At 42.0% G+C, this 21140-nt stretch carries 18 protein-coding genes and 2 pseudogenes; 6 read left to right on the top strand and 14 right to left on the bottom strand.

Annotated features, from left to right (window positions below; genetic code table 11):
- Nucleotides 1-25: 25 nt before the first annotated feature.
- Together EYB31_RS41525 and EYB31_RS13290 are read right to left on the bottom strand one after the other, a co-directional pair.
- Nucleotides 26-202: a DUF2691 family protein gene (locus EYB31_RS41525; RefSeq protein ID WP_420819440.1), complete on the bottom strand. Its 177-nt coding sequence runs from the start codon at nucleotides 200-202 to the stop codon at nucleotides 26-28.
- Nucleotides 192-503 (bottom strand): DUF2691 family protein, encoded by a 312-nt coding sequence (locus tag EYB31_RS13290; protein WP_165452399.1) that lies wholly within the window; start codon nucleotides 501-503, stop codon nucleotides 192-194. Before EYB31_RS13290 ends, EYB31_RS41525 begins: the two co-directional genes overlap by 11 nt.
- Before the next feature lie 78 nt (nucleotides 504-581).
- On the opposite strand from EYB31_RS13290, the gene EYB31_RS13285 reads away from it, so the two are divergent.
- Nucleotides 582-1004 carry a GNAT family N-acetyltransferase gene (locus tag EYB31_RS13285; RefSeq protein WP_240762393.1) on the top strand — a complete coding sequence of 141 codons (423 nt, stop codon included), beginning with the start codon at nucleotides 582-584 and terminating at the stop codon, nucleotides 1002-1004.
- Between the two features lie 88 nt (nucleotides 1005-1092).
- Here the strand turns inward: EYB31_RS13285 and EYB31_RS40210 are convergent, their stop codons facing one another.
- From EYB31_RS40210 to EYB31_RS13275, 3 genes are all read right to left on the bottom strand, one after another.
- Entirely contained in the window at nucleotides 1093-1260 is a 168-nt protein-coding gene (locus EYB31_RS40210; RefSeq protein WP_165452398.1) for a response regulator, read from the bottom strand.
- Between the two features lie 77 nt (nucleotides 1261-1337).
- On the bottom strand, nucleotides 1338-2222 hold the full coding sequence (locus tag EYB31_RS13280) for a PIN domain-containing protein (RefSeq protein WP_131013832.1): 885 nt from the start codon (nucleotides 2220-2222) through the stop codon (nucleotides 1338-1340).
- A gap of 301 nt (nucleotides 2223-2523) precedes the next feature.
- A complete protein-coding gene (locus tag EYB31_RS13275) occupies nucleotides 2524-2973 on the bottom strand; it encodes a MerR family transcriptional regulator (protein WP_131013831.1) in 450 nt (149 codons plus the stop codon).
- Nucleotides 2974-3144: 171 nt separating this feature from the next.
- Here EYB31_RS13275 and EYB31_RS13270 point away from each other — a divergent pair, with 171 nt between their 5' ends.
- Nucleotides 3145-3996, top strand: coding sequence for an aldo/keto reductase (locus EYB31_RS13270; protein WP_131013830.1), 852 nt, complete (start codon nucleotides 3145-3147; stop codon nucleotides 3994-3996).
- Between the two features lie 949 nt (nucleotides 3997-4945).
- Entirely contained in the window at nucleotides 4946-5368 is a 423-nt protein-coding gene (locus EYB31_RS13265; protein ID WP_131013829.1) for a VOC family protein, read from the top strand.
- A gap of 77 nt (nucleotides 5369-5445) precedes the next feature.
- Here EYB31_RS13265 and EYB31_RS13260 read toward each other — a convergent pair whose 3' ends face one another.
- The 5 genes and pseudogenes from EYB31_RS13260 to EYB31_RS13240 all read right to left on the bottom strand — a co-directional run bounded on the left by EYB31_RS13260 (nucleotide 5446) and on the right by EYB31_RS13240 (nucleotide 9845).
- Nucleotides 5446-5871 (bottom strand): SRPBCC family protein, encoded by a 426-nt coding sequence (locus tag EYB31_RS13260; protein ID WP_131013828.1) that lies wholly within the window; start codon nucleotides 5869-5871, stop codon nucleotides 5446-5448.
- Between the two features lie 75 nt (nucleotides 5872-5946).
- On the bottom strand, nucleotides 5947-6903 hold the full coding sequence (locus EYB31_RS13255) for a sigma-70 family RNA polymerase sigma factor (protein ID WP_131013827.1): 957 nt from the start codon (nucleotides 6901-6903) through the stop codon (nucleotides 5947-5949).
- Nucleotides 6904-7287: 384 nt separating this feature from the next.
- On the bottom strand, nucleotides 7288-7470 hold the full coding sequence (locus EYB31_RS13250) for a hypothetical protein (RefSeq protein ID WP_131013826.1): 183 nt from the start codon (nucleotides 7468-7470) through the stop codon (nucleotides 7288-7290).
- A 611-nt stretch (nucleotides 7471-8081) separates the two neighbouring features.
- Nucleotides 8082-8572: pseudogene (locus EYB31_RS13245) on the bottom strand (transposase); the annotation flags it as partial.
- 106 nt (nucleotides 8573-8678) lie between these two features.
- Nucleotides 8679-9845, bottom strand: a complete 1167-nt coding sequence (locus tag EYB31_RS13240; protein ID WP_131013824.1) for a serine hydrolase domain-containing protein — start codon at nucleotides 9843-9845, stop codon at nucleotides 8679-8681.
- Nucleotides 9846-10017: 172 nt separating this feature from the next.
- Here EYB31_RS13240 and EYB31_RS13235 point away from each other — a divergent pair, with 172 nt between their 5' ends.
- Nucleotides 10018-10461 (top strand): Lrp/AsnC family transcriptional regulator, encoded by a 444-nt coding sequence (locus EYB31_RS13235; protein WP_131013823.1) that lies wholly within the window; start codon nucleotides 10018-10020, stop codon nucleotides 10459-10461.
- An 82-nt stretch (nucleotides 10462-10543) separates the two neighbouring features.
- On the opposite strand, the gene EYB31_RS13230 is transcribed toward EYB31_RS13235, so the two are convergent.
- From EYB31_RS13230 to EYB31_RS13200, 4 genes and pseudogenes are all read right to left on the bottom strand, one after another.
- A complete protein-coding gene (locus EYB31_RS13230; RefSeq protein WP_131013822.1) occupies nucleotides 10544-11743 on the bottom strand; it encodes an MFS transporter in 1200 nt (399 codons plus the stop codon).
- Nucleotides 11744-12484: 741 nt separating this feature from the next.
- Nucleotides 12485-13438, bottom strand: coding sequence for a hypothetical protein (locus EYB31_RS13225; RefSeq protein ID WP_131013821.1), 954 nt, complete (start codon nucleotides 13436-13438; stop codon nucleotides 12485-12487).
- Nucleotides 13439-13735: 297 nt separating this feature from the next.
- Nucleotides 13736-15353: pseudogene (locus EYB31_RS41520) on the bottom strand (IS1634 family transposase).
- A 217-nt stretch (nucleotides 15354-15570) separates the two neighbouring features.
- Complete coding sequence (locus EYB31_RS13200) at nucleotides 15571-17502, bottom strand: DUF4365 domain-containing protein (protein ID WP_131013817.1); 1932 nt, start codon at nucleotides 17500-17502, stop codon at nucleotides 15571-15573.
- Nucleotides 17503-18020: 518 nt separating this feature from the next.
- Between EYB31_RS13200 and EYB31_RS13195 the strand changes: the two genes are divergently transcribed.
- Nucleotides 18021-19601, top strand: coding sequence for an ATP-dependent nuclease (locus EYB31_RS13195; RefSeq protein ID WP_131013816.1), 1581 nt, complete (start codon nucleotides 18021-18023; stop codon nucleotides 19599-19601).
- Nucleotides 19583-20698, top strand: a complete 1116-nt coding sequence (locus tag EYB31_RS13190) for a DEAD/DEAH box helicase family protein (protein WP_131013815.1) — start codon at nucleotides 19583-19585, stop codon at nucleotides 20696-20698. The genes EYB31_RS13195 and EYB31_RS13190 overlap by 19 nt, the downstream gene beginning before the upstream one ends.
- Nucleotides 20699-21140: the final 442 nt, after the last annotated feature.

Genomic DNA, 21140 nt, shown 5'->3' with positions numbered 1-21140 from the left:
AGTGCAAAAGTTTGATACAACATTGTTATCGCACTTTTACTGTATGTCTAAAGTCATTTTCATCTGTTATATATGCCAATTTATCAACCTTGAGTGACTCCATGTTGTCGTACAATTCTCTCAATACCTTGGAGTCTTTACAGTAAATTGACGTGTATGCAGAATCTGCAATTAACACTATTAGTTCACAGTCACTTGCCATCAAAATCATCATATTTATCGATCTCTAATACACTGGCACCTTCAGGGAAAGCCTTTAGGTCCACAAAGATAATGTACTGAGACTCCGCTGTGTCAATAAATCTAAGTAATTCCTCACCCTTAAGTATCCTATCACCTTGAGGAAATAACGGTATTAGATCATTATCTCTCAGTCTATATTCTTCTCCTGATCCAATAAGCCAATTGTATTTTTTACAATCAATCGGCTTCAAAATATTAATAAGCCATTGACCGTACTCGTTAGGTATTTCAAAACTAATGCCTCTCACGTTCGGTTCCATTCCCATGTCCTCCTATATACTTATACACATCTATGTTAAATTCAATTTGGTATCTTTCATCGAGAGGGTGTTGTTATTTTGATTAGAAAAGCGTTTCTGAGCGATTCCCAAGAGATCGCTAGGCTTTCAAGCCAATTGGGCTATCCAGTAAATGTCTCCCAACTTGAAGAGAGACTCCAATATATCTCTAACCACAACGACCATATTGTTTATGTGATGGAATCAAGCCACGTTTTGTTCGGATGGATTCATGCTAATGTACGTTTCTTAATCGAATCGACACCATTTGTTGAGATAGCTGGACTTGTCGTCGACAGTGCCTATCGAGGAAATGGGATTGGCAAACAATTAGTACAAGCATGTGAGCAATGGGCAGCAGAATCCGGATTCACAAAAATAAGAGTGCGTACCAATCAGACTAGATCAGATGCCGTCCAATTCTATAATCGAATTGGTTTTACAATTAAAAAATCGCAGCATGTGCTCGATAAAGAAATTTAGAGATCGACAATAATCTCATTCATTTCCCCATTAAACTGCCCTTTGGCTTAATGAGGCTGCCCAATCGATCCCGCGGCGGCCTCATAAGCTAGGGCGCTTGCGGTGCCACCGGTACCGTATTCAGCACGTCCTCACGGCCTTTGAAGGAAAGCCTCATAATCGTTTTCGCCCGTTCCAGCGCGGATAAAATTTGCTTCCGATTCAGCGGCCTTAATATGTAGTCGAAATCTTCGTAATGGACCGCCTGCTTCGACATGAGCTGATCTAGAGTTGTCCTCTGAAACAGCCCCATTGTAATGGAGAACCCTCGTCTGGCATAATGTGAAAATACAATTATTTTAATGCGGTAAAACCTTGCATTTCTCCCTGCGCCTCGTCTCCCTCATCTTGTGGCAACCGCACATCAAACGGGGATAAACCCGCTTTCTCAGCCATAATCCGGAAATTTTTATCTGCGGAGAACACCTTAAGCAGAAGCCCTTCATGCTGCCGAAGCCAAGAATAGTGGCGGATGATCCGCTTGTCGTTATACAGCTTTTCGAATTTGTCGGGTCGCGACGGAGCCCCCCAGCTTCTCAGCAAAAGCTCATCCTCCTGGGTGAAAGACGGATAATATTGAAGTTCAACATGCTTCTTGTCCTGAAGCAGCTGTAAATAATCGGATGCCTCGCGTGCCTTTTTCGCTTTAATATGACCGTCTGCGGAATCCGCTTTTTTCAGCCCGTCCAGCTCCTCCAAAATAATATCGCTTATGAGGACGCGGCACTCGCTCAGCTCTTCCCCTACTTTCGAATAACGGGCGACAAATTCCATAAGAATGTTCGTGTCCAGGGCAATTATTTCTCCGTTCAGCCTGCATATCCTAAGCTGATTGACGATACTTTGTTGAAACCGGCGATCCCGCTCCAACTCTGCCTTATTGGCCTGGATACGCTCCCGGCGCGCTGCTTCTTCTATTTCTTGAAGCCGCTTTTCATGTTCATCTTTCATTTTTTTCATATTGGCCTCATGCTCCGATTTTATCCGTTCTCGCTCTTTTCTTATTTGCTCGTTCCTTTCCCGCCCGCGACGAATGATTTCGTTCGCTTTCTTCTCCTCCTCATATCCTTTCCTTGCAGCCTCAATAGTCGAGTCCGGCTGGTTCGTAAATCGCAGAAGCACGATCACAACGATCATGCAAACTGCACCGATAAGAATGAAAGCCATCGTTTGTTCCATTAGGTTTAACTCCTTCTTTTTCCTATTCAGACTGTCAAAATTACCGCTCTTTTATCATAAGCGTGGCATAAAACGGGATCCAGAAAATACTACAAATACTTTGAAAGGAAAACTTGCAGCGCGCTCGCCTTCGCCTTATCCAATTTTTGCTTCGTCATAATCGGCTTCCTCCCCAAGAAATTCGAAGTGAGTCGGTTAAAAATCGCGACGGGTTAAACAGTCTACATTTTATTGCCAAGCCAATTCAGGAGTTTTAAACAGAAGATTTTCTTCAGAGCGGTTGATGTGCTCACGATATCGCTCACGCCTTACGAACAGAGGGCGAGTAAAATACGTCACAATGCATATGCTGGATTTTGTCCCAGTTGCCGGGATTGGTCGTGTCTGGAGAGCGGTGCTCCAGAATGGCCTGATATAAAGCGGTTTTTTGTTCCAAATGGGCAACGTGCTGCTTGGCTTCTTCGAGCTTAACGAGCGCCGCTTCTTTATGCTCCATCATGAGTGTGTAGCGTTGCGGAATGGTCGAATCCCCTTCGAGACAGAAATCGACGTACATTTTAATGACTTCAATCGGCATCCCGGATTGCTTGAGACATTTGACGCCATGCAGCCAGTTGATCGATTCTTCGTCGAACATCCGAATGTTGTTTGAATTGCGCTGTACGCTTGGTACCAGGCCTTTATCCGTATAAAAGCGTACGGCGTGCTCGGTGAGTCCCGTTATCTGGGCGGCTTCTTTGACCGTATGCATGTGCAATCCTCCTTGCAAAACTATTGTTGAATAGGACTTGACTTCGTGTAACACGAAGGCGATAGGCTTATTATAATGCAAATCCGCCGTAAGCGAAATCCTCGCTATGGTGCCCGATTCCCGGGATTCGCGGCCATTTGTCGTTTTACATTTGAACAAGGAGGAATTACAATGCAAACTGTAACATTGAACAACGGTGTGAAAATGCCGATCATCGGCTTTGGTGTCTACCAAATTCCCGATGCTGAAGAATGCGAGAACGCGGTATACGAAGCACTGATGGCTGGTTACCGCCTGATCGACACAGCCGCCGGTTATCTGAATGAGGAAGCGGTTGGACGCGCGATCAAACGTAGCGGCGTACCGCGTGAGGAGCTGTTCATAACGACCAAACTTTGGGTTCAGGATGCCGGCTACGAGAGTGCCAAGCTGGCGTTTTCCAAATCCCTGAATAAGCTACAGCTTGACTATCTTGATCTATACCTTATTCACCAGCCGTTCGGCGATTACTACGGCGCTTGGCGTGCGATGGAAGAGCTGTACCACGAAGGCAAGGTCAGGGCGATCGGTGTCAGCAACTTCCTGCCCGACCGTCTGATGGACCTCATCGTGCATAACAAAATCGTACCCGCCGTCAACCAGATCGAAACGCATCCGTTCTACCAGCAGACTGAGAGCGCCGCTTTTATGAAAGAGCAGGGAGTTCAACACCAGTCGTGGGCGCCGTTCGCTGAAGGGCTTAACAACATGTTCGGCAACGAAGTACTGGTCTCGATCGCAGAGAAACACAACAAGTCCGTCGCCCAGGTTGTGTTGCGCTGGCTTGTTCAGTGTGAAGTCGTTGTAATTCCAAAATCGGTGAGAAAAGAGCGGATCGTCGAAAACTTCGACATTTTCGATTTTGAATTGAGCGCGGACGATATCCAACAAATTTCCGCCCTCGATACGCGGGAAACTCTTTTCTTATCCTACCACGATCCAAAATTCGCCAAGCTGCTGGGCACCTTGAGAGTCGATCTGTAAACCTTGATCGGACCATAAATTCTTCACGCGTTTAATCTCATCTATTAAGAAAGGACAGGGGCACCCGCCCTGTCCTTTCTTTACTGAATTCCAAATTCTAAGAACAGTAAAACTGTCCCTACCGGTGTAACGAAATCTATACTCTCACCAAATCAGGTAAAACACAGAACTCCCGAAACTTCCAGAAAACATATAGAAGTCATCTCAATCCCAGTTATCAATTGCTCTGTATTTTTTTCGCATTACTACCCATATTAACAATGCTGTATATTCCATTCGTAAGGAGGAACTCTCTATGTCAAATAAAAGCAAAACCAAGAACACCAAATCTCAGTCCACCATTGAAAAAGAGTTGCATGCTCAAAAGCCCGACCTGTCCGCTCAAAAGTATAAGCACGATCAAAAGGGTTAACACACATCGCTCATTCTTTGTAATGGCCTTTGTAATACAAAAATAGGAGCATGCCATTGTTTAAAGGCAAAGCTCCTTTTGTGTTTTTTAATTATTTCCTTTGAAAGTCCCGATTTGATCCGTCTTTGTTGGAATGGCAGATGCGTTCTGCCTTTGATGTCCATAGCCTCGATAATTTCCTCAGTCGTCAACGGCTTGGAATTCGCTTGCCTTTTTCGTTAAATAGCTGCACGAGTTTTGCAGCCAGCGCCTCCGCCGCTTCCTGCTTAAAGCCTGTTTTGAAAGTAAAGTATAAGGACTGAGTTGAGATCGAATATACGATCTGCTGCCTTTTTAGAGAGGTTCAATCTTTATCCCTGCACAATAAGAATAAGCAACCTTACGGGAATGGCGGGTATCCGAACTCAATACCAAGTTATTTTTCAAAAATTTACGCTTCCGAATCCATGAGACCGATGAATTCCCGGATCGGCTGTCGTCTATATAAACGAGGGCATAAATGAACACAAACTAATTTGACGAAGAGGTGTTTTGAAAATGGCATTAACATCCGCATTCACGAGCTTCAACCTGCCTGTAAAAAACGTAGAACAATCGAAAGCGTTCTTCACCGGACTCGGATTCGAGCTCAACCCGCAATTCCCCGAGAACGAGATTTCGGTAGCCATCGTGATTGGCGACAACCTGCAGGTCATGCTGATCAATCAAGCATTCTTTAATACGCTCACGGAGAAGGAATCCGTCGATACGAGCAAGTATGCGCAGATGACGATCGCATTGGCCTTCGAGAGCCGGGAAAAGGTCGATGAAATCGTGAATACCGCGGTCTCCTTGGGCGGGAAATTGCACGCTGAACCTGAAGATCATGGGTTCATGTATCATTGGGGCTTCGTGGACTTGGACGGCCATCTGTGGGCAATTAACTACATGAACATGGATGCGGCACAAGGTCAAGGCTAACTAACGGAGAGCACGCTCGTACTAGGGTTCAAAAAGAAGGACGTCGGGCATCTTCCCCGGCGTCTTCTTCGCGATGATTAGTTTTGTTCGGTATAGACTTTGAAATTGTCCATGATCGCTTGCCAGCCTGCTTGCTGGAACTCAACGGGATTGGAGCTTTCCGCGTCGAACGTTTCAATGATCTTCGTCTCATTCCCTTGATCGACGAAAGCAATATCCACTCTTCTTCCGTCTTCCATGGTGTAGCCGATCGCCTCATGCCGATTCACGACATCGTAGACGCCGCCAAAATCAAAGCCCATGCTGCCATCCTTCGCTTCCATCCGTGTCAGAAACTTGCCGCCGACCCGCAGATCGTTTTCGGCTCTCGGCGCGTGCCAGTCCTCGGACGCTTGATTCCACTTCGTGGTGTGATCCGGCTCGGTCCAATAGCGCCATACCTTCTCGACAGGGGCTTGAATGACGGCTTGCACGGTTACTTTCGTCGGTTGACTCGTTTCCATTAAATAGACACCTCTCTCATGATATTCGTCATTTGTTTATTCTTCAATAATATAGACGTAAGCCAATGACGAAATTCATCGGTCAATTCGCTCAGGCAGCCCAAATCGCGAAAATAATGGCGTATGAATGAAGTTTTGAACGTGCAGGATTTGATTTTCTTTGGTTTCGATGACGTGGATACCCCAGGGTACCAGACCAGAGCCCTCTTTGCCCGGCATATACTGGGCCAACGCCGGATAACCGCCATTCACCGTAATGGGCACAAATCGCGAACCTTCGCAATGCCAGCGAGTAAGCGAATAGAAGGCGGACAAATTTTCCTTGCCGCGGATCCACATCTCGAAGGGCGGCATCGACATGCAGCCTTCCTCGTGGAACAACGCGACGAGCGCAGCAATATCGAATTGCTCGAAGGCCTCCACATACCGAGATAGCAGCTGCTGCTCCGGTTGAACGTCCATGCTGCTGAGCTCATCCGAGCGAAGCTGCGCCCGGTCCATCGTCTCTCGGGCTCTTTGCAAGGCGCTGTTCACCGCTGCCGGCGACATCGCCAACGTTTCCGCGATCTGCTTGGAGGACCACTCAAATACATCCTTCAAAATGAGTACCGCGCGCTGCCGCGGAGGCAAGGTCTGCAAGAGAGCGATGAAGCACAGTTTAAGGGTATCTCTGCGGACGAGCCGATCCTCCGGATTGCCCCCAAAGTCGGGAGACGGCCAGATCCAGGCAGAGTCCGGCAGCGTGTCGCGCGGCTCGACGATGGCGACGGCCGGATCGAACAGGTCAACGGGAAGCGCGCGGCGTTTGGATTGTCTCAGCTTGTCCAAGCACAGGTTGGAGGCAATCCGATAGACCCAAGTTTTAAACGAGGAATCCTGTCTGAACGTGCTCCAGCTCTGCCAGACCCGAATACTCGTCTCCTGAACGGCATCATCCGCATCGTCCATGGAGCCTAGCATTCGGTAACAGAACGAGGTTAAGCCCGGCTTCAAGCCTGCAAATAATGGTTCGTCAAATGCATTCTCGTTCATCGCGGCCTCCCTTAACGATCTCCCCGAAGGGCAGTACCTTCATTATATGCAATGAAGCTAGCAGCCTCAATAGAATAACTAGCAGGATCATGGGTTTATTTATCATGGGCCTTCGAGGTCTTGGACGGCCATATGTGGGCGTGGGCGATCAACTTCATGAACAATACTGCGTCGGAAGGCCAGGGATAACGAAGAGCATCAACGTTAAAATATAAATCCAAAGAGCTGAGCGCATATGCCCGGCGATTTCATCGTTCTCGCACAACAATCGTTCGAGTGGTCTCCACTTTCTCGCTTAAAAATACTTCGTTCACCCATTCGCAAGCATGCCTAGAAAGCGTACAAGCTTCATCTGCAACAGCTACTGGCTGAATATGATCTGGGCTATGGAGCAGTTGCAGGTAATCGAGGATGAAGTGCTGCACTGGCCTTCACTCGGAACTTTTCAAAGGAAATACAAGCAGCAACATGAAAATCTGCACCGATGTCTAAACCCACATAAAATTGATACCATTTATTAATTTCTGATTTGTGCTTTTCAACTTCAATGGAAATTTGATTGTTCATAAATCTTCCAAAAATTGCTGCAGCTAAGCACTATCTATCCAAATTTTCTTTAGAGCTCCTAAGGGACCAATGTAGCATATCAGGATTTAATGATAGTGCAGTAAAACCCATATTATACAAAGAGGTTATGATATGCCCAATTATTTCAAGGGTTATTGCCTACGATAGTAGCATGTAGTTTTAGTTTGAGCTATGAAACACTAAGAAAACTTTATTTCTGTCTAACACTTTATTTTCCAGTCTAATGGTTTATTTTCATTTAACACCTAAAATACAAAGAACCTCGAAATTATGAAAACCATAATTTCGTGTTCGAAGAAAATAAAGTATTAGACTGGAGTTGTTGATTTGACGCGGTTTGTGAGTTAGGAAATCGTCGGCTTTTGAAGTATAAGTTTTAGACTGATTAATTAAAAGGAACAGCGGCTAACCAAACTTGAAAAATAAAGTCTTAGACTGCCGCTGTTGTCACCAACAATTGGCTTATAACCTACTTACAGTTGCGTAATTTGATTGTTAATTAATTCAACAGGCAGCCAATAATGCTAGTTGCCTGTTCGTCATGACGCTATAGTTAGCCGCTAGCGCAATGACCATCTATATAACTTGAATTAAAGAAATTGCACAATTCTATTGGACTCCATGCGGACGCAGAGACGGTCAATTATAGCTTGAGGATTCTTCATAATTGATTCCATAAAGGAACGAACATTGTTACGTATTTCTGCTACCGTGTGGTAAAAGACATTATTAACGACATCGCCTTTGATCCACTTCCAGAGCCCTTCCACAATATTGAGCTGCGGGCTGTAAGGTGGAAGGAAGACGAATGTGAGTCGCTTGTTTTCGTTCATGAACGGCTCGAGTAACTTGGCGTGATGAATCCGAGCATTGTCCAGCACCATCGTAATGCTTGCCTTTCTCAAACCACGTTTGTTGCAGCGCTTGATAATCACGGATCATGCTTTCATCTTCAAACAAAAGATGATCAATTTCGCCATCTTCAACCCTTTTTTATAGCGGGAAACGTTTCTTCGACAAACCGTTCCTGCTTCGCAGGATCCGCAACAGCAAGGGTATACGTAGGCTTTGTATAGCTCATATGGTAAATTCTCATCTCAAATTAACTTAGTAAAAGTAAATGTAATCAGATATCCATCTAGAGTCTATATACTCCGAATATTTGTTCAAGATAATGTTCTTACTCATTACTTAACTCCTCGAATACCCTTGTAGACAGATTCGCACAGCTCCGTTGTAAATCTGCCTGATATTCCTTCAAGCGCCGTATTGGTGAACGCTACAACACTAAGCTCCTCACTCGGATCAACAAACCAGGAGTGACCATAGGTGCCACCCATCCGCCACGTTCCCGGCGATTCAGGTGTATTGGCATTCGCTGGGTCTTTAAGCAGCGTGAAACCAAGTCCAAAGCCTCTCCCCGGCCAATTGGGCATTACAAGCTTACCGATTTGATTGGTTGTCATTTCTGTGACAAGAGCCCTCGGTAGAATCGGATTTCCTCCCAGCCGCAAAGCTTCTAGCAGTTTAAGAAAGTCTCCTGCGCTGCCAATCATGCCGGCTCCTCCGGAAGGGTAAGCCGTCTTATCGGCAAACCTATTGGGTGAAAGGAGGAATCCTGCCGTCCCCTCTACGAAAGGAACGGTATCAAAATCGTGCAAGCGCCGGGGCTCTCCAGCGCTGTCTGCGTAAGCTGTGGTCAATCTGTCCATGTCCACGGCCTTGAAATCAGTGTCCATCATGGAAAGCGGATGAGTTACAAGCATCTGTACAGCTTCACTAAGCGGCATTCCAGTAACCTTTTCGATGACCGCTCCGAGCACGTCTGTTGCTATAGAGTACCTCCACATTTTCCCCGGCTCATATAGAAGCGGTACAGAAGCGATTCTTTGCAAATTCTCTTCAAGTGTAATTCCCGCCAAATCCATGCCGTCCGATACCCCAGCAAGCTCATAAGTTCCCTTTTCTTCCTGGAAGAAACGGTAGGTTAAGCCGGCGGTATGCGTCATCAGATGGTGAACGGTCATGGAGGCATACTGTCCGTTTGGCAGTTTGGGACGAAATGCGGGCAACCATTTTTCCACCAGATCGTTTAACTGCATTCTCCCTTGCGAAATTAATACTAAGGCTGCCGTTGACACAACCGGCTTGGTTACCGAAGCATATCTAAACAAAGCATTTTCCTGCATCGGCCGTTTCTGCTCGCGGTCGGTCCAACCAGCAGGCCTGCTGTAAACGAGGTTTCCGCCTAATACAATTTGGACTACGGTACCCACGATCCTTTTTTCCTCAAGTGTGCGGTCAATTACCTCATTGACGCTTTTATGCACCAATTCCAGATCAATATTTCTCATGTTTCTCAATCCTCTCCTGCTGTAATTTACTTGATTATTTAAAGCAAGTGTGTTTATTATATAAATAATTTCCGCTTCCTTATATAAAACAAACAAGTTAGATAAAGAAATTTTCGATGATTCTAAAGGTATCTAAAAGTAATAACTTTTAAATTAAAGGAGAACGATTTTCTTGGACGAAATCGATAAAAACATCCTGCTCCATTTGCAGGACCAGGCGAGATTATCAATGACAGATTTAGGAAAGCTGGTGGGATTGTCTCAGCCAGCCGTAACTGAACGTGTAAAACGCATGGAAGAAAAGGGTGTTATCGAGGAATACCGAACCGTCATTTCTTCGCAAAAAGTGGGTAAGCAATGCACAGCCTATATGCTTGTTCGAACCAGGAATTGCTATCCTTTCCTTGATTTTTGTCGTTCATCACCGGAGGTCACGGAATGTTATCGGATAAGCGGTGAGCATAATTATTTATTGAAGGTCCTCACGGAAACAACCCAGGAGCTGGAGGAGTTTGAAAACCGGTGCGATCAATACGGAACCTATACGACTCTGATCGTAATGTCTTCACCGATCGCTTATAAAAATCTCATTGGAGAAACGAATTTGCTCGCATAAGACGTAATTCGATAATCCCAAAAAATGAATCCGCATTTGCAGCGGATTCATTTTTTTGCTTATGTTGCACTCGTGGATTCCTTTAGGAAGGAAAGCCATGCATTTTAGCTAGCCAAGCTGCAAGCAAGGAGGGAAGCAGCAGGATGATTAATGAGCCCGGAAGGAATCCGGCTCCAAGCAGTTCGAGAAGAAACCCACCGATAATCCCTCCTCCGCCGATTGCCACATTCCACACGGTGACCAGCATTGATTGGGCTATATCTGCGCTATTTCCCCCAGCTTGTGCTATTGCTGTTTGCAGCAAAGTGGCTGCCCCTCCAAACGTAAGCCCCCACGCCGTAACACCAAGAATGATGATTGCAGGCTGATCCATTTCGATTCCCAAGACTGCAGAAGCCAAAGCAAATCCCGTGATGCTAATTAAAACCAGTATTCTTAGAAAACGGTCAATAAGCATGCCTATCACCCAAATGCCGACAACAGAGGTAATTCCGAAAATAAGAAGAACCAAATCCACTCGCTGAGCAAACGCGGTTTCCGCAAGATACGGTGCAATATAGGTGTACAAAATATTATGAGCTAGTATCCATGCCAAAACGACGAACAGAATCGGCCGTACACCGGGAATCAGGAAAACCTTGTGAAAAGGGAGCTGATCACTGGCAGGCTCGCCGGCATAATCCGGCACCTTCCAGAGTACCCAGCCAATAAGGGCTGCAGCCAGTAATGATACAGCTCCGAAAATGAGACGCCAACCTGTATAAGTACCGAAAAAAGTACCAAGCGGAACGCCCACCGCCAATGCCAACGGGGTGCCAACCATGGCTATGGCAATCGCTCTTCCTTTCAGCGAATCAGGCACCATGCGCCGCGCATAACCTGCCGTCATCCCCCACAGAACACCTGCCGAGACACCTGCGAAGAAACGAGCGACAAGCGTCAGCACATAAGCAGAAGATAACGCGGTGATGGTGTTAAATACAAGAAAGCCGATGATGCACAACAGCAGAAGCGGCCGGCGCCTCCACCCGCGGGTAGCCGTTGTCAAAGGAATAGCGGCCAGAAGAGATCCAACCGCATAGAGAGTAACCAATTGTCCGGCAAGAGCTTCTGTGACCCCAAGATCATGTGCAATTTGCGGCAGTAATCCAGCAGGTAGTCCTTCCGTAAGAATGCAGATGAATCCCGCCATGGCTAAGGCCAGCAACCCGACCCACGGAAGACGTTTGGAAGACGACACGTTTGCTCCGCCTTTTCTTAAAAGAGCAGTGTTTGAGTTCACCCAAAATTCCCCTTTATTTATTTTTTGCCGCTTAAAAAAGCTTTGGCTTTCGTATAAGCATATATAAATAAAACGTTTTTTTACATGGATGATTAAAAGAGGATGAGGCGAATTAAGAGGAAAACACTTTTATTTTTATAGAAATTCCATGATTTTAAAGGCAAAAAGGCAGCATCGTCAGATGCCGCCTAAAACTACTGTATTTACATTCATTCAACTTCACGACTCCTTTATTTCTAAGTGCCAGAGCGGTCGCAACGACAGCTGGATCTCCACCGAACGCCTCAAGCTCGTCGATTACGATTTATCATAACCAGCTATCCTCCCGGTAGCTTAATGCCATTCCCAGTCTAATACTATATTTTCATTTAACACCTAAAATACAAAGAACCTCGAAATTATGAAAACCATAATTTCGTGTCACGTGATAAAAATGTCGTGAACCATTTTTGTTGATTTTACTGGGTTCGCCGCGGCACGTGATAAAAGCGAAAAAAAGAAAGTCGTGAACCGTCAGGAATTACCATGTTAAGAAAGTTGTGAACCAAGTTGATAGTCGGAACTAAGTAACACCAATGATTTATTCGAGAAGAACAGTAAGTTTCCACTAGTATATTTACCTTTTTTCTCATGATGAATTATTTATCGTTTTTTGAAAACCAATTTATCCATCATAGTACAATTAAGGATTAGTCATAGTTTCCAAGCAAAACGGATACTCATTTTCAAAGTCTTGAAAAATTACTGCTCATCTTCGTTTGAGTCACTAAATATATCATACATAACAGTTCTATTTGGATCATTATAAAGCTTATATTCAATAAACTCCCATGGATTATTTAGTTTATTAAACTTTGTATATAAAACAATTTGCGGAAAATTGTTAAGTTCCATATCAAGCTCTACAACGAGAAGGTTATAATCTAAGTCGAAGTATGTCTTGTAACCGGTATGTGTATCTGAAGGAAAATTATCAATGAAATTAGTATTATACTCCGGCTTGAAATAGTTTATTATCGCAGCTTCTGAGATATTAACAATCTGCCTGTATGTATGTTGGGCTTTCAAAACTTGCTCCATATGCGCCAAGTCTTCTTCATCACTCTTTTGATAGACGTCCGTAATACCGTCCATTGAAAGATGATGTTGGTCAGTCATTTCCATTAAAAGTGCAAATAAAGTTTTATCCCTATTATTTACAAAATAGTAAGTTAGTATTTTTTGTAATGTAGAGTGATTTTTCAACCTTTCTTGAGCAGTCTTTTCTCCATTCTTTCCAAATGCTTGACCAACATATAGAACTTCCAATTCATAAATAATATTGTTTTGATAGCAGTACTGCTGATAGAACCATTCAGCACGAAAAGGAATCTCATTCTTACCGTTAATTGTAATATTAATTTGTTCTTCATTATCTGAGATTTCGAATTCAATCTCTTCTGTGTCACGACCAAGATAAAAATCCTTAATTGCAATTTGTTCCTTTTTTCCATTTTTGAACATATATAATTCAAAACTTAGGGTATCTCCGAGTTTTCCTATGCTTCCTTGCTTTATGTAAACTCTAGGTTTAGTTAAGATAGCATAAATGTTATATTGCTTACCATCATTCACCTTATCGATATGTTCAATGGGAATAAATGTTTTATAAGAACAATAGACATTTAAACAGAATTCGGTCATATATTTTCTCATATCTGTACATCCCTCTCCAAACTATCACCTTTATTGGAACAGTCCCGTTTTCCATTTAACTCCATTATTTCGTTTAACACTTTAAACATCTATCCTAATGATCGGAACAAATTAATTTATATCTCTTCAAATCTCCACAACCTCTTAATGTGAATGATTTAAAATGAAAAAGTTGTAACTCACATTCCGCACCCCAGGCACGTGGTAGCGGATGGAATTTTCGATGGCAAACAAGCCATTAAACGAATATAGCAATGGTACAAGAAGCAAAACCACCGCTGGAGCAGGTCGATTTGATTAGCCGAGACACACCGATTCATTCAAGCCGGACTGGTCAACACGCGCTTCTCCTCTTTGGTCAAAGGGTGGGCTTCGGGTGCCGTCCGGCATGCGAAACACGACGACTTTGCGGTACTTAAAGATTTGGAGGATGATGGAAACAGCGGGCTTGCGCAGGATGCGACCACCCGATCCGTGCATCGGTTGTTGCTCAGTGATATCCTGTCGAATTCGACGCTGGAACACACTGTAGACGGTGAGTGCCAACAAGAACAAGTACCCAAGCACCTTCACGAGCCCGGCTTCTTCAGGTAGATTTCATCGGTGTACACCGGATCCTTCAGGAAGGAGAAATTCATATGAATTTGTCCCTTATACAGGCCGAGGAGCGCCGTCCGTCCCCTCCATCGTTTCTCCCCGCCACTCGGACGGCAGGGTGGTTGCCAATACAAAGCGGGACGCCCGCCGCCGCGCTTCCTGAAACGCACTTCATCCGGGGTGATCGCAATCTGCAGCACATAGATGGTGTCGATCGCAGGAATCTCTCCTTGCCTCGGGCGTCCGCGTTTTTTGCGAACGATTTCCTGCGGCTCAACGGTAACGTCCACTTGATGAAACCGGGAGAACTGCTCCTCTCGAAAGGCTTCGGCGGCTTGCTCCGCATCGGTCAGACAATGAAACAGCGTTGTGGCTGTTTCTTTTGCGGCTTGTGTAAGCCGGTCGCATTCAGACTACCGTTCGCGGGTTAACGTGGTTTCCTTTTTCTTGTCCAGCGCGCTGGACTCCACCACGATCAGGCGGAGCGAATGGCCTTCGTGCTCCGCCTCGGTGGCCAGCCAGCGGTATGTGGCGCCTTCCTTGGATGACACAAACGTCACCATCTCTGAGCAAGGCGCATTCGGTGCATCAGCAGACGCCATCGCTACTTTGACGATCTTCAATTGGTTGGGGGCACGGGTCAATACATAGGTATCTGCGCCTTTCGCGGAGTCGAGGGTCGCCTTGCTCATCGCAGCCGAATCGGCTACATAAAGGAAATCCTTCAGCTTCACCGCGGCGCACTGCGCATGGAGTTTCTCCAGCACATCCGGATTCCAGGTTTTATCCGAGGTGTTCCCGTCGTGCACATCGCCGTAGAGGGGGATCCCGTTGCTATTTCCGATCAACCCGAACTGGATTTGCTTCGCGCCTCGCCGGTCGAGGCTGTAGCCTTCGACAATTTGCAGCGCTTTGCTCGGTTTGGTGTACGCGCCTTAGACGGGCATGCTCTTTGTATCGCCATGAAACACGCTTATCGGGATGCGCTCGTGTTGATACACATGCAATTGGAACGCGGAGTCGATTTGATGGATATCTGCTTCATTCAGCCGGTCCAGATGACGGCCGAGCGCATCGTCGTTAAACCAGGACGCCTGCAAACCGGGATGGAGCAATGGGTCCAAATCTTGCTCTGCTGCCCATTTGTCCACATTCTTCAAGGCATTTCGACCGCTTAGTGTGTCGAGTACTAACAACTGGACGGCTCCGCCTGCGGTAAGCACAAGCTCATCGATTTTTCCGACGCAATCCTAGATTGTTCATGATGGCCGCTCAGTAACGGCAGATAACTGACTTCATAGAAATTTTCTATCTGCATGTTCGCCATCCGCTCCCGACCCGACTCTCGATTTTATGACTCTAGCACATGCCAGAATTCACCATTTTCAAATTCGGGTGCGGAATGTGAGGTCATTATATTCAGCAACTCTCCGACAGGCAATCCCGTCAGCAATTGGACATTATCTTTCAACGGCAACGGGAATTCCCACGTCCCCCCCATAAAAAATAGATAATCCTTTGATTGTATATTAGGACTACCTACCAACTCGATTTTGATTAATATCACAATGAAATCTAACATCTTTAATACCTTGTATTATTTTTTCTTCTTTCTTCTCAAGGTTTACCAAATTAAGTTGGATTTCTTTGTTTTTATTAAAGTGTTCCCTGAAGGCATTATAACCAATTTTATTGTTATCTGTATCTGTCATTCCGCATATCATAGGTTGATCATTGAACAACACTTCAAAATAAGTTCCATCATATCTCTCTTTAATATTCACAATTATGCTATCGTTTTCAAAAAATCCTGTAAATATAAGTTGATTTGGATTAAAGAAAGGTATTAATTTTGTTGTAGATGTAATCCGATCAAGGACCTTCTTAAAGTCGCTGTTTTTCTCATATGCCTTTACAATGAATGGAACCATGTAAGAAGGATTAGATGTTGAAATTGCTCCAATTATAACCGAGTCATTTGGTCTAGATATATCGAATTTAACTTTGGATCCGTCTAGCATCGAAATGACATAATCTCTATTATTTAACTTTTCGAGATGAATTGACAATGTTGTTTTCCACAACAAATCAATAAGGACAACTGCTTGTCCATTTTTTAGTTTCTTTTTAAAGATGATGTTACTATGCAGGTTAATCCAAGATGATAAATATAAAAGTGCCTCCAAAACATCATTATTTTCTACTAGATTTAATGCTAAACCAATTAAACCATGGTAATGATCCTTATCTACTACGAGACATTTTCTAAAGAAGCTGTCAGCTTCTTCTCGTTTACCAAGAAATCTTAAAAACCTTCCTTTCGCAGCTAGGGCATCAGCATTATTCGGCTCCAATTTAATTAAAAAGTTGATATTGCGAAAAGCTTGATCGAAATTGTAGAATTCAAACTGCAAAATGGCAGTATACAAAAGGGCTTGCCTATCCTTTCCGTTAGTTAATTTTAATGACTCAGATAATTCTGATAATGCAGTAATAGCATCTCCATTCATCCATATTGCCAATGCACGTAAGTTACGGACTAAAACTGTTTGTACAATGCTAAGTGACATTTCAAAAGAACCAATTGCTTGATCATAAAGCGACAGCTGAAACTGTGAGATCCCCTTGAGTATATAAGACTGGCTACTGTAGGGATTTAATTTCAATATCTCATCGCAATACCTGACAGAATCCTTAAATAGTCCGAGTTCGATAGATATTAAGGCACAGCGTAAAAAGATACTTTCGTCTTTTATATATTTACTCAGGGGTTTTAATCTAGATAGGGCTTCCTTATATCGGCTTTTTTTTAGTAATTCTTCAGCTTCATAATACTCATTATTCATTTGTGATAACATCGCTTTAAAGCTATCATTTCTTACTTTTTTAAAAAGTGAGGATGAAAATTGAAGAGCCATCTCTCTGACAAGAGTACTTGTCTTAGATATATGATCATAAATCGATTTAAATGATTCTGTCGTTAATAGAGATGTGAATGGATATGATGTCGTAACTTGAGAAGTACGCTCAATATTAATTTCCTTTCCAATTAAGAACTCATTAATTTTTGACGCCCACTCCCAAACAAATACATTACTTTGTTTAATATAGATAATAACAATTGAATTAGGTTGGTTCATCAAATAATTGATTGTTTTTATCGGAATTGGAAAGGAAAATGGCCTATCATTTTCATATATCTTATTAGATGTGCTTTTCAGTTGAATATGAGCGCGAATATTAGTAGCATATTTTGTTTCTTTTAACTCGAGTATCAAGTCAACTCCATAGTCCCCACCAATTTCTTGACGTATTAAGAACATGTCAGATGGAACTAATATGTTAAAATATTTAAGACTATCTGCCTCCTGCATGTGGGATTCCGCCACTTCTGGTAAGTTCTTCGTCAAATTAATCTTACACCTCTCTTTTCTTTGACTGAGAGCCACTCGCGATACATGAATCATCACCACAAACTTCTACCGTGTTCGTCCATAATCTAAGCTACATTCGTAAACACATATAATCAATTCAGTTAAATTATCCACTTAATCCCACGCACTACAGACATATTTTTTCTTGTTCCTTTCTATTCTAAAGTACTATTCCTCTAGACCTGTTCTTAATAAATTCCATTATAATACATCGGCTATAAAACGACATTATTTTCCTGTAGATACAGTCTAAGAAAAAGAAAAGAAATGAGAGTCACTTCCCCACATATATTGCTTTCTTACTGTATCCCTATCTGCTTTGAAATAAGACATACTCATTTCTTCCGAAATTCCTCTATAAGACCCTCGGTATGATTGAATTTGTATCAGCTATTACTTCTTTATATCCATAATAAATCGTTAGCTATCGCATAGCATTTCATTTAAGAATTTACTGAAACGGCTCACCCAAATATAACACTTACAATTAACATACAAAAAATGGTATCATTTTAATTGCATCGCTAGTTCTTTTGATTGAAGGAGGGCTTATGTATATAGAGCAGGTGAAGATTAAGGGTTTTAAGAAGTTCAAAGATTTTACCATTGAGTTTAAAAAAAGTATTAATGTATTGATTGGAGAGAATGAGGCTGGAAAAAGTACCATTCTAGAGGCTATTGATATCGCACTTAATCAAAAAATTTTCAATACTACAAATAACTTCGAAAAATATTTTACTAATGATCTAGTGAATCAATATAAGCATTCCCCTTCTATTGAAACTCTACCTCAAATTGAAATTGAGTTGTTTTTTAGTGATGAAAATACCTTAAATTACGAATACTTCAATGGACTCCATTCTTCATCTTCTCCGATTTCCAAGAGTGGCATAAAATTTTCATACAGATTTGATGAAAATTATCGTGAACTTTTAGAGAGCATGTATGATGATAGTCATGATGGAAACTTCATACCAACAGAATACTACATAGCAGAATGGACCACTTTCGCCGGCAGAAAATATATTAACAACAAATCTCCCATTAAAAACGTACTAATTGATAATTCAATTAGAAGAAACAATCTCTTTGATTCTTATTCAAAAAGAATATTTAATAATAATTTAAAGATGTCAGATAAGCAGAATCTTTCTTATCAATTTAGAAAGAATATTCAAAACTTTGTAGACGAAAACACCACACAATTAACCATAAACGAGTACAATTTCGGAATTGATGAAAACAAAACTATTTTAGAAAATCTACTGGATTTAAAGAGTGATGGTGTTTCAATTCAAAATAAAGGAAAAGGTAAAGAAAATTTAATCAAAACGGAAATTGCCTTAGAGGTAGAAAGTGACTTAATACTATTAGAAGAACCAGAGAATCATTTAAGTTATGTTAGTACCCGAAAGCTTATCAAAGATATTCAAAATATGTGTGACGGTGCTCAATTGATAATAACTACTCATAATCCTTTAATTGTTAGTAGATTAGATTTACGAAACACGATATGGATTAATGAAAAAACATATCATTCCTTAAGTACCATTCCTCAAGAAACCTCAGATTACTTTATGAAAACGGATAATATGCAATTATTGAATTTTATATTAGCTCAGAAAGTAATTCTTGTTGAGGGAAATAGTGAATTTATTCTGTTACCACAGCTTACAAAGAATTCTCTCACATATACGCTAGATGAAAAAAACATTGAAATCCTATCCGGTGGGGGTATTACTTATAAACATTATATTGAACTATCTAAAGTAATTAAAAACTCTCTATTGGTTATTACTGACAATGATGGAGAACAAGAAACTATTGAATCTATTCATGAACTAAATAAGAAATATAGCAATATTCAAATCAAATGTTCTGATTTGGTTAGTGAGTTCACTTTTGAAGTTTGTCTATTCAATAAGAATGCCCCTACACTTAAAAATATTTCGGATATTAAGCCAGGTACCATTGCTGAATATCGTAAAGTACCAATGGATAAGGATATAGCCTATATGCTTAAAAACAAGACTGAAGCTGCTTTAAGAATATCTGAAGAAGAATTTTATAAAGAAGCTATTGTATTACCTGAGTTCATTCAGGAGGGAATAAAGTGGCTCGTTCAACAATAATGCTTGCAGTAGCTGGATCAGGAAAAACATATTGCATAGCAAATCACCTAAATCCAACTCTTAAAAATCTGGTCATTACATATACTAAACAGAATGTGGCTAATTTAAAAAGAGAGATAAAGAATATACATGGAGAGGTGCCAAACAACACACAAATTCTAACTTTCACTAGTTTCGTATATAGATGGCTGCTGAAACCCTTTGAACCGATCTTAAATATTGGAAGTGGTGCAGCTATAATTACAACAGGAGTGGAAATAAATAAAGAACCCGAACCTCAGAGAATTAATGGAAAACCAAATTATAAGTATTTTACGCAGGATGACTATAGACACTATTTATATAATCGAAAATATTATTCATCAAGAATGTCTAGCTTAGTATTATCTCAATCAAAGAAAGTAAAAAAAATAATCATTGAACGTCTGTCCAAATTTGTTGATCATCTTTATTTTGATGAACTTCAAGATTTTATGGGTAGAGATTTTGATTTATTGTTAACGTTTGTTAAGGAAAAGAAAATAAAGCTCTTTGCAGTAGGAGACTTTCATCAACATTCTGTTAGTAAGTCAGATTTTACAGCGAGTAAACCCTTTTCAAAGAAAGGAAAATCATTTATCTCAAAGGATGAATATAAAATACTTTTTAAAGGAGATGTAGACATAGATGAAAGCACCCTAATCAAGAGTAGGCGTGTTCCAGAAGAGATATGCCAATTTGTTAGAAACAAGCTAAAAATTGATATACATTCATCAAGTACAATTAAAGGGCATTATGAGTTACTAGAAGACGACACTAGAATAACTAAGGTTATAGAAGATCCAAGTATTATAAAGTTATTCTATAAAGACAGCCGTAAATTCAATTGTTTGCCTACTATCAATTGGGGTTATTCTAAAGGTGATACTTACAATAAATCTTGTATTATCCTTACTAAGACTTTTGAGAAATTATTTGATGAAGATTTCTCATATGCAAATTTATCACCTGCTCAAATAAATCCACTCTATGTAGCAATGACTAGAGCTACAAATGAACTTTATTTTGTTAAAGAAAAAGACTTTAAAAGACTCAAAAAAAAATATCTTATAGTATAAGAATGGGCCGCTCTCTACACATGCGGCCCAATTATTAAGTTCAATTTCTTATCCTTGATTTTTGAGTACTCCTTGTATGACTATTTATTATTCATTACCAAAATCGTTTGTTACTTTTTTATAATTAATGAATACTCCGGCGCAAAATGAGCCATTGTTCCGGAAAGTTTGAGCCACGTCTCCGGCTCAATTGAGCCACCCTTCCGGGAAGCATGCGCCATTAACAGATCCCCTTCCGTCCCTTATAGGGGAACCGCAGGGAGCACGCCCCCTGCACCCCGTCACTAGCCGTGTGGCATCCCCAGCAATGCCTGCTGTATATTGCATACTAAAAGTGCCGAACATTGCAGCATAAAAATGCTTAACTAATTGCAAAGAAAAGAGACACTTGCCAGCATCCCATTATCCTCCTATCGTTAAGTTTGCGACAACTGACGAAGGA

The sequence above is a fragment of the Paenibacillus thalictri genome (genome assembly GCF_004307995.1).
In the GTDB taxonomy this organism is placed as follows: Bacteria; Bacillota; Bacilli; order Paenibacillales; family NBRC-103111; genus Paenibacillus_AF; species Paenibacillus_AF thalictri.
The sequence above is the reverse complement of the archived record's forward strand: the minus strand, read 5'-3'. Positions and strand labels throughout refer to the sequence as shown.

Coding starts and splice junctions, on each gene's coding strand:
- EYB31_RS41525 (WP_420819440.1), bottom strand. CDS start 202: ATGGCAAGTGACTGTGAACTAATAGTGTTAATTGCAGATTCTGCATAC.
- EYB31_RS13290 (WP_165452399.1), bottom strand. CDS start 503: ATGGAACCGAACGTGAGAGGCATTAGTTTTGAAATACCTAACGAGTAC.
- EYB31_RS40210 (WP_165452398.1), bottom strand. CDS start 1,260: ATGTCGAAGCAGGCGGTCCATTACGAAGATTTCGACTACATATTAAGG.
- EYB31_RS13280 (WP_131013832.1), bottom strand. CDS start 2,222: ATGGAACAAACGATGGCTTTCATTCTTATCGGTGCAGTTTGCATGATC.
- EYB31_RS13275 (WP_131013831.1), bottom strand. CDS start 2,973: ATGCATACGGTCAAAGAAGCCGCCCAGATAACGGGACTCACCGAGCAC.
- EYB31_RS13270 (WP_131013830.1), top strand. CDS start 3,145: ATGCAAACTGTAACATTGAACAACGGTGTGAAAATGCCGATCATCGGC.
- EYB31_RS13265 (WP_131013829.1), top strand. CDS start 4,946: ATGGCATTAACATCCGCATTCACGAGCTTCAACCTGCCTGTAAAAAAC.
- EYB31_RS13260 (WP_131013828.1), bottom strand. CDS start 5,871: ATGGAAACGAGTCAACCGACGAAAGTAACCGTGCAAGCCGTCATTCAA.
- EYB31_RS13255 (WP_131013827.1), bottom strand. CDS start 6,903: ATGAACGAGAATGCATTTGACGAACCATTATTTGCAGGCTTGAAGCCG.
- EYB31_RS13250 (WP_131013826.1), bottom strand. CDS start 7,470: ATGAACAATCAAATTTCCATTGAAGTTGAAAAGCACAAATCAGAAATT.
- EYB31_RS13240 (WP_131013824.1), bottom strand. CDS start 9,845: ATGAGAAATATTGATCTGGAATTGGTGCATAAAAGCGTCAATGAGGTA.
- EYB31_RS13225 (WP_131013821.1), bottom strand. CDS start 13,438: ATGAGAAAATATATGACCGAATTCTGTTTAAATGTCTATTGTTCTTAT.
- EYB31_RS13200 (WP_131013817.1), bottom strand. CDS start 17,502: ATGATTCATGTATCGCGAGTGGCTCTCAGTCAAAGAAAAGAGAGGTGT.
- EYB31_RS13195 (WP_131013816.1), top strand. CDS start 18,021: ATGTATATAGAGCAGGTGAAGATTAAGGGTTTTAAGAAGTTCAAAGAT.